At 49.8% G+C, this 6,200-nt stretch carries 5 protein-coding genes; 3 read left to right on the forward strand and 2 right to left on the reverse strand.

The genetic code is table 11. The features are described from left to right. Nucleotides 1–2: 2 nt before the first annotated feature. From AC2215_RS20000 to AC2215_RS20010, 3 genes are all read left to right on the forward strand, one after another. Entirely contained in the window at nucleotides 3–1,550 is a 1,548-nt protein-coding gene (locus AC2215_RS20000; RefSeq protein ID WP_486811771.1) for a VanZ family protein, read from the forward strand. Nucleotides 1,551–1,740: 190 nt separating this feature from the next. Next, nucleotides 1,741–2,970 carry a class I SAM-dependent methyltransferase gene (locus AC2215_RS20005; protein ID WP_486811772.1) on the forward strand — a complete coding sequence of 410 codons (1,230 nt, stop codon included), beginning with the start codon at nucleotides 1,741–1,743 and terminating at the stop codon, nucleotides 2,968–2,970. A 161-nt stretch (nucleotides 2,971–3,131) separates the two neighbouring features. Further along, nucleotides 3,132–3,647 carry a hypothetical protein gene (locus AC2215_RS20010; RefSeq protein ID WP_486811773.1) on the forward strand — a complete coding sequence of 172 codons (516 nt, stop codon included), beginning with the start codon at nucleotides 3,132–3,134 and terminating at the stop codon, nucleotides 3,645–3,647. Between the two features lie 81 nt (nucleotides 3,648–3,728). Here AC2215_RS20010 and lpdA read toward each other — a convergent pair whose 3' ends face one another. Together lpdA and AC2215_RS20020 are read right to left on the reverse strand one after the other, a co-directional pair. Further along, on the reverse strand, nucleotides 3,729–5,162 hold the full coding sequence (gene lpdA, locus AC2215_RS20015) for a dihydrolipoyl dehydrogenase (protein ID WP_486811774.1): 1,434 nt from the start codon (nucleotides 5,160–5,162) through the stop codon (nucleotides 3,729–3,731). 399 nt (nucleotides 5,163–5,561) lie between these two features. Beyond that, nucleotides 5,562–5,984 carry a hypothetical protein gene (locus AC2215_RS20020; RefSeq protein WP_486811775.1) on the reverse strand — a complete coding sequence of 141 codons (423 nt, stop codon included), beginning with the start codon at nucleotides 5,982–5,984 and terminating at the stop codon, nucleotides 5,562–5,564. Nucleotides 5,985–6,200 lie beyond the last annotated feature (216 nt).

Here is a 6,200-nt window from a genome sequence, read left to right on the forward strand (position 1 = left end):
AGATGAAGAACCGATCGCTCAATCCGAAAATCTCCCTCGCCGATCTCGATCGACTCGTCGAACAAGCATTACCGGCAATTGCCCTAATTGGGATGACGATCGCCCTCGTGGCAACGCTATATCCCTTCCAGTTTGCGGGAAATCCAGATTTTTCCATCGAAAAACTCTCGGACTTTTTTTTCCGTCCCAGCGATCCCCTCGATCGGATCGGTAATCTCTTAATGTTATTTCCCTTCGGATTCGGCTTGAGTGGTTGGTTAATCGGGAAACGTACCGGAAAACTCACCGCCGCCATCGTTACGATTATCGCCAGTCTGGGGTTTTCCTTTGTGGTGGAGTCGTTTCAGATGTTTTTACCCCAACGGTATCCAACCTTTATCGATGTTTTCACCAACACGCTGAGTGGATGTTTGGGATGTTGGGGGTACGATCGATGGAAGGCGATCGTTGCCTACTATTCCACTACCGGGGATAATCGACCGCCATCCTATGTTTCCCTGCTCAAATGGGCCGCCTGTTTTGGGGTTTATCTCTTGCTATGGGTGGGAATTTCACTAGGATTTCAGGGGGTAACGCAGCCGGATAACTGGAACCCGAACTTTCCCCTAGCGATCGGTAACGAGGTCGATGGGGCACGACCCTGGCTGGGAACGGTGTCTGAATTGGCGATCGGCGATCGGGGGTTGAAGGAAGCGGAGATCGCCCGCATTTTTGAGGGGACTCCTACCGCTACGGTATTTGGAGACTCCCTGGTGGCATCCTATGCCCTGACCGGAGAAGACGGCAACCGCGATCGAGCGGGTCTGTCCCCAGATTTATCCCCAGATCGGACTTGGCTGGTCACTGCCGAAGCGCCTAGAGCGATATCCAAACGCATTCGCGACCGCTCCCAGTTTACCGCGAGCGCTACCGTTGCCACCGCCGATTTAACCCAAACCGGTCCGGCGCGCATTATCTCCATCTCCAGCGATATCAACCATCGCAATTTGACCCTCGGACAGAGTGGCAGCAATTTGGTGGTGCGCCTGCGAACGCCGATGACGGGCAGAAATGGCAGCGAACCCGATATTACCGTTCCCGGTTTGTTTGCCGATACCGAACCCCACCATCTGGTCGTTTCCTTTGACGGTTCGGTGTTGCAAGTCTGGGTCGATCGTGCGGACTCATCCTACGCCCTCGATCTCAAATCCGGACTGGTCTTGTATTACCTATTGAACTGGCTTCCCGAAGCGAAGGCGATCGACTTACGACGATGGTTGTATTACAGTCTCGCATTCGTTCCCCTGGGCATTTGGTTGGGTTGCATTCCCCTGCGGCTGCGCCAACGGACACTCTACCTTACGGCCGTTGCGGGTGGCATCGTCCTACCGGCGTTGTTGCTAGAAGGGTTACTGGCATGGGAAGCCGGTCGATCGATGCGATCGGATAATTTAGCGCTGAGTTTGGTGTTGATGTCTCTATCTCTATTGCTATTTAAAGGCGGACAAATGGGTTTGAGGTCGGCATTCGCCCCCCATTCTCCATCGAAATCCATGCCGTCGGAAGTTTAGTCAATTCGATCGAAACCGGGAATGGGGAATGGGAATTCTAGCTACCACTACATTAATGAGGCAGAGGGAGTGAATAGACAATTGACAATGGGTAAGTTTTTGCCATCCTTCCCGTTTCTCCCCTTTCCCCCAATTCCATCGTTTCCATTCAAATTCGATCGTTGAGTCCTAATTTTTACGGAGCCAAAAAATGAGTCAATCTTCTGTGTTAAATCCCACCCTCCTGGGCGATAACTTTAAAGTTGTCGAACATACCTGCCCCAACTGCGGTCACAGCGAACTGTCGATTTTCTACGAAGTTCGGAACGTTCCCGTTCATAGCTGCTTGATGATGCCGACTCAACAAGAGGCGATCGATTTTCCCTGCGGTGATGTGGTCTTGGGCTTTTGCGGCAATTGCGGTTTTATTACCAACGTTGAATTCGATTCCAAATGGTCGGCATACGCCCCCAATTACGAAGACCAACAGAGCTTTTCCCCCACCTTTAATAAGTTTGCTCTCGATTTAGCCAGTAGCTTGGTGGAAAAATACGATTTACACGACAAGCATATCGTTGAAATTGGCTGTAGCAAGGGCGATTTTCTGGTTTTAATGTGCGAACTCGGAGAAAATCGCGGTGTGGGGATCGATCCCTCGGCCGTTGTCGGACGAGTGAAAAGTCCGGTGGTCGATCGGATCGAATTCATTCAAGATTACTACTCCCAAAAATACGCCGATCGCGTTGGAGATTTTATCTGCTGCCGCCATACCCTCGAGCATATCTATCCCACCTCCGAATTTGTCGGGACGGTGCGCGGTTCGATCGGCGAACGCTTCGATACATCCGTCTTCTTTGAAATTCCCGATATGGGTCGCGTTTTGCGGGATTTAGCCTTTGAAGATATCTACTACGAACATTGCTCCTATTTTACGCCGGGTTCTCTGGCCCGTTTGTTCCGCGCGAATAACTTTGAAGTCACCGATGTTTATCTCGCCTACGGAGAGCAATATCTACTCATCGAAGCAAAACCGGTTTCGACCCCATCCGAAACAATTTTACCCGCCGAAGATAGTGTCGAAGAAATTGCCCGCGACGTTAAACATTTTGCCGCTCATATTAATGCCAAGCTGGATAAATGGAAGCGCGATCTCCTGCAATGGCAAGCGGAAGGGAAGCGGGTTGTCGTGTGGGGTTCGGGGTCGAAATGCGTAGCATTTCTAACGACGTTGGATACCAAAGAACAGGTGCAATATATCGTCGATATCAATCCCCACCGCCACGGCAAATTTATTCCCGGCGTGGGTCAAGAAATCATGTCTCCGGAATTTCTCAAAGAGTACCAACCGGATATCGTCATTGTCATGAATGCGATTTATTGCCCGGAAATTCAGAATATGCTCGATGAGATGGGGGTGAAGACAGAATTGAAAGCGATTTAGGACAGTCTTAGGGGAGTTTGTAGGGGTCAACGGCCGTTGACCCCTACGGCTATTTTGCGGTAAGAGTCAATTGTTGAATAGACAGTTTTTTGATAAAAAATTTATTTTTTGACTAGTTATAAAATCACCAAAATAGAATTTTACTTCTTATTCGGAGATGAGTGAAGACAAATATTATTGGACATCGGGAAATCTTTGGCATTGAATATTCAATTTTAGAAGCTGCCCCTATTCTTCCATACGGTCATTGTAGAATTTGGCTGATGGGTAATTTTTTAGGGGATATAGAAGATCAAATTTTTTTGACTTCAACTTGTTCTTCTCTTGAAGGTCTAATTATCCATAGAGAAAAATATATTTTAGATCGACATTACTTTTCTCTTTCCGAGCAAGAAAAATTTGAGTTATTCGATTCAGGAGAGACAAAAGATTACGGCTTTCTTTATATAGAAGGCTATGATGCTTTTTGCAAGTATATTTATTATCGGCAAAGTTTATTCTACTTTTTGTGGAAATTGAGTCCACAACTAAAAGGTCAAGAAAATTATCAAAATGTTCCTAAAGAACTACGATCGGCTAAGATTTCACTTCCCATCTATGAAGAAGTTGTCCGTGAGTTTAGAAACGTTCTTAATGATTTTTTGGATGTGCCGAGACTTCCAAACCCAGTTAACTGACCGAACGAAGAACAGCAGGGGAAGTAGCGATTTGCTTCCCCCTCACCGCGTCACCGCGTCTCCCCCTCTCCCTCTCAATCCCTAATGGGGTGCTAACGCCCGCTTGTAAGCCTCATCCAACACCTCCGATAGCGTGGGATGGGTGTGGACGTTGAAGGCCAATTCGTTGACCGATTTCCGTTCGGCGATCGCATTAGCCGCTTCCTGAATCAAATCGGCGGCGTGGATGCCGATGATATGCGCCCCCAGCAATTCTCCCGTATCTTTGCGATAGACCACCTTTGCCAAACCATCGGTTTCTTTCTCCGCCAGGGCTTTGGAATTGGCTTTAAAGTAGGTCCGTGCCGTTGCCACCTCAAACCCTTCCGTTTCTCCCAACTCTTTGGCTTGGGGTTCCGTCAACCCGACGAAGCTGATTTCCGGGTGGGTAAAGGCCGCTGCCGGGATGCTGCGATAGTCCACTTGTCGGGGACGACCGCAAATAGTTTCTACCACGGCGACACCTTGGGCCGATGCCGCGTGGGCCAGCATCATTTTACCCGTTGCATCCCCGATCGCCCACAGATTGGGAATCGGTTCTCCATTCGCCGTCACTGCCAGATTGTCGTCTACGGGGATAAAGCCTCGGCGATCGGTTTCGACCCCCACCGCTTCCAGGTTCAAGTTATCGGTGTAGGGAATCCGTCCGGTCGCCACCAAACAGGCATCCACTTCCAACACGTCCACCACTTCGCGGGTTTTCGTATCCGCCAGTTCGATGGTGACGGGATAGCCAGGGGTCACCTTCTGGGCGAGAACCCCCGCTTGACCTTCGATATCGCGGGCATCGAGGAGAACCCGCTTGGCAATCTTGGCAATATCGGGATCGAAGGTGGGCATCAGGGTATCGAGGGCTTCGATGGTCGTGATTTCGCAACCCAGGGCAGAATAGACATCGGCAAATTCCAAACCGATGTAACCGCTACCGATAATCGCCACCCAAGGGGGAAGGGTTTCCAACTTGATGGCATCGTCGCTGGTAAAGACGGTTTTGCCGTCTACTTCAATACCGGGGGGGACGAAGGGAATCGAACCGGGGGCGAGAATCACGTGGTTGGCAGTGATGGTTTTCTCCCCGTCTGGGGTGTCCACCGTCACTTTTTGGGAGGCGGCGAGTTTGCCCCAGCCCTGAATCACGTCGACCCCGAGGCGTTTGAGGCTGTTACCCATATTGCCCCGAATCGAATCCACGAGATTGCTGGCATGGTCGGCGATCGCCTGCCGATCGAAAGCAACGCCGCCAATTTGGATGCCCATGGATTGCAGGTGGTGGGCTTGGTGCAACTCCCGCACTCGTCCCGATGCCGCCAGTAGGGCTTTGGAGGGGATGCAGCCGCGATTGACGCAGGTTCCCCCCATTTCGGCCGCTTCCACGATCGCCGTTTTTAAGCCGTTGCTGACGGCGTGCAGGGCTGCCCCGTGGCCGCCGACACCGGCACCGATAATGACTAAATCGTAATCAAATCCCTCACTCACGGTCGTATCTCCCTCGCGTTTTGCCCGGTTTCAGTTTGCAATGATGTTATGGAGACCGCCACGTCGGTGAAGACATCGATCGCGCGCCACCGAAGTTCCCGAATCGAACGGGGTCATTCGTACTCGATCGTCGCGGCGATCGAATCATTTTGATAGATCTCCACAGCCCAACAATCTTGCCAGAATCGGGGAAACCCTGTCAATGGAAAATCGACCCGACATTTGGACGTTCTCACCAATAGACCTCTGGTGGAAAAGGGTTAAGGGGAAAGGAGAAAGGGGGAAAGGGGGAAGAAATTCATGACGGAACCATAGATATTGATTGGATTTTTGATTTTTGCGCCTATGTCTAATGGTTACGGAAAATCGAGTGTTTCAGACTTTAAATTGACCATTGCGTTATTCACCCAATTTGTCAAGATAGAGCTTGGTTATAAATGCCGTCTCTATGGGTTTTTCTGGGTTTAAAAAGACTTCGATTTTTTCTTCATCCTCGATCCCCGAACGAAAGCGCAAAATGCGATTGGTTGATTCGTACTCTTTATATTGATAGGTATATTGATACCGCAATTGCAGCCCGCCATAAGAGAATTTCTGACTGACTAAAATAGCTGGCACTCGAACGCCTTGGGAAAAGATGCGCTGAATGAAGCGAACCCGTTTGATTAAAAAGTACATCAGCAGTAAGGCAATGGGAATCGTCACCAGAAAAATTCCCCCGAAAATCGTTCCCACCGTCAAAAGAAATGAAGCGTAATCGGTCAAGATGATGCGAGGGGTTGAGGGTTTGCGATCGATAAGCGATGAGAGTTTTGGATTCATGGGGAATGGAATTTAAACTTGATATATAAATTAATTAAACTCTAACGCCAGTTCGGGATAAGAAGTATCCGGTGAAGGTGGGGAATGGGGAATGGGGAATGGGGAATGAATGCCCCACTCACCCGAAGAGGATATTCACCACCTGTGGTGAACTCAGTTGTGACATGTTCACCGAGTTCGCCTCGGGTGATTCTCAAATCTCACCCAGAGTGGGCA

Source organism: Zarconia sp. (assembly GCF_057467645.1).

Coding starts and splice junctions, on each gene's coding strand:
- AC2215_RS20005 (WP_486811772.1), top strand. CDS start 1,741: ATGAGTCAATCTTCTGTGTTAAATCCCACCCTCCTGGGCGATAACTTT.
- AC2215_RS20000 (WP_486811771.1), top strand. CDS start 3: ATGAAGAACCGATCGCTCAATCCGAAAATCTCCCTCGCCGATCTCGAT.
- AC2215_RS20020 (WP_486811775.1), bottom strand. CDS start 5,984: ATGAATCCAAAACTCTCATCGCTTATCGATCGCAAACCCTCAACCCCT.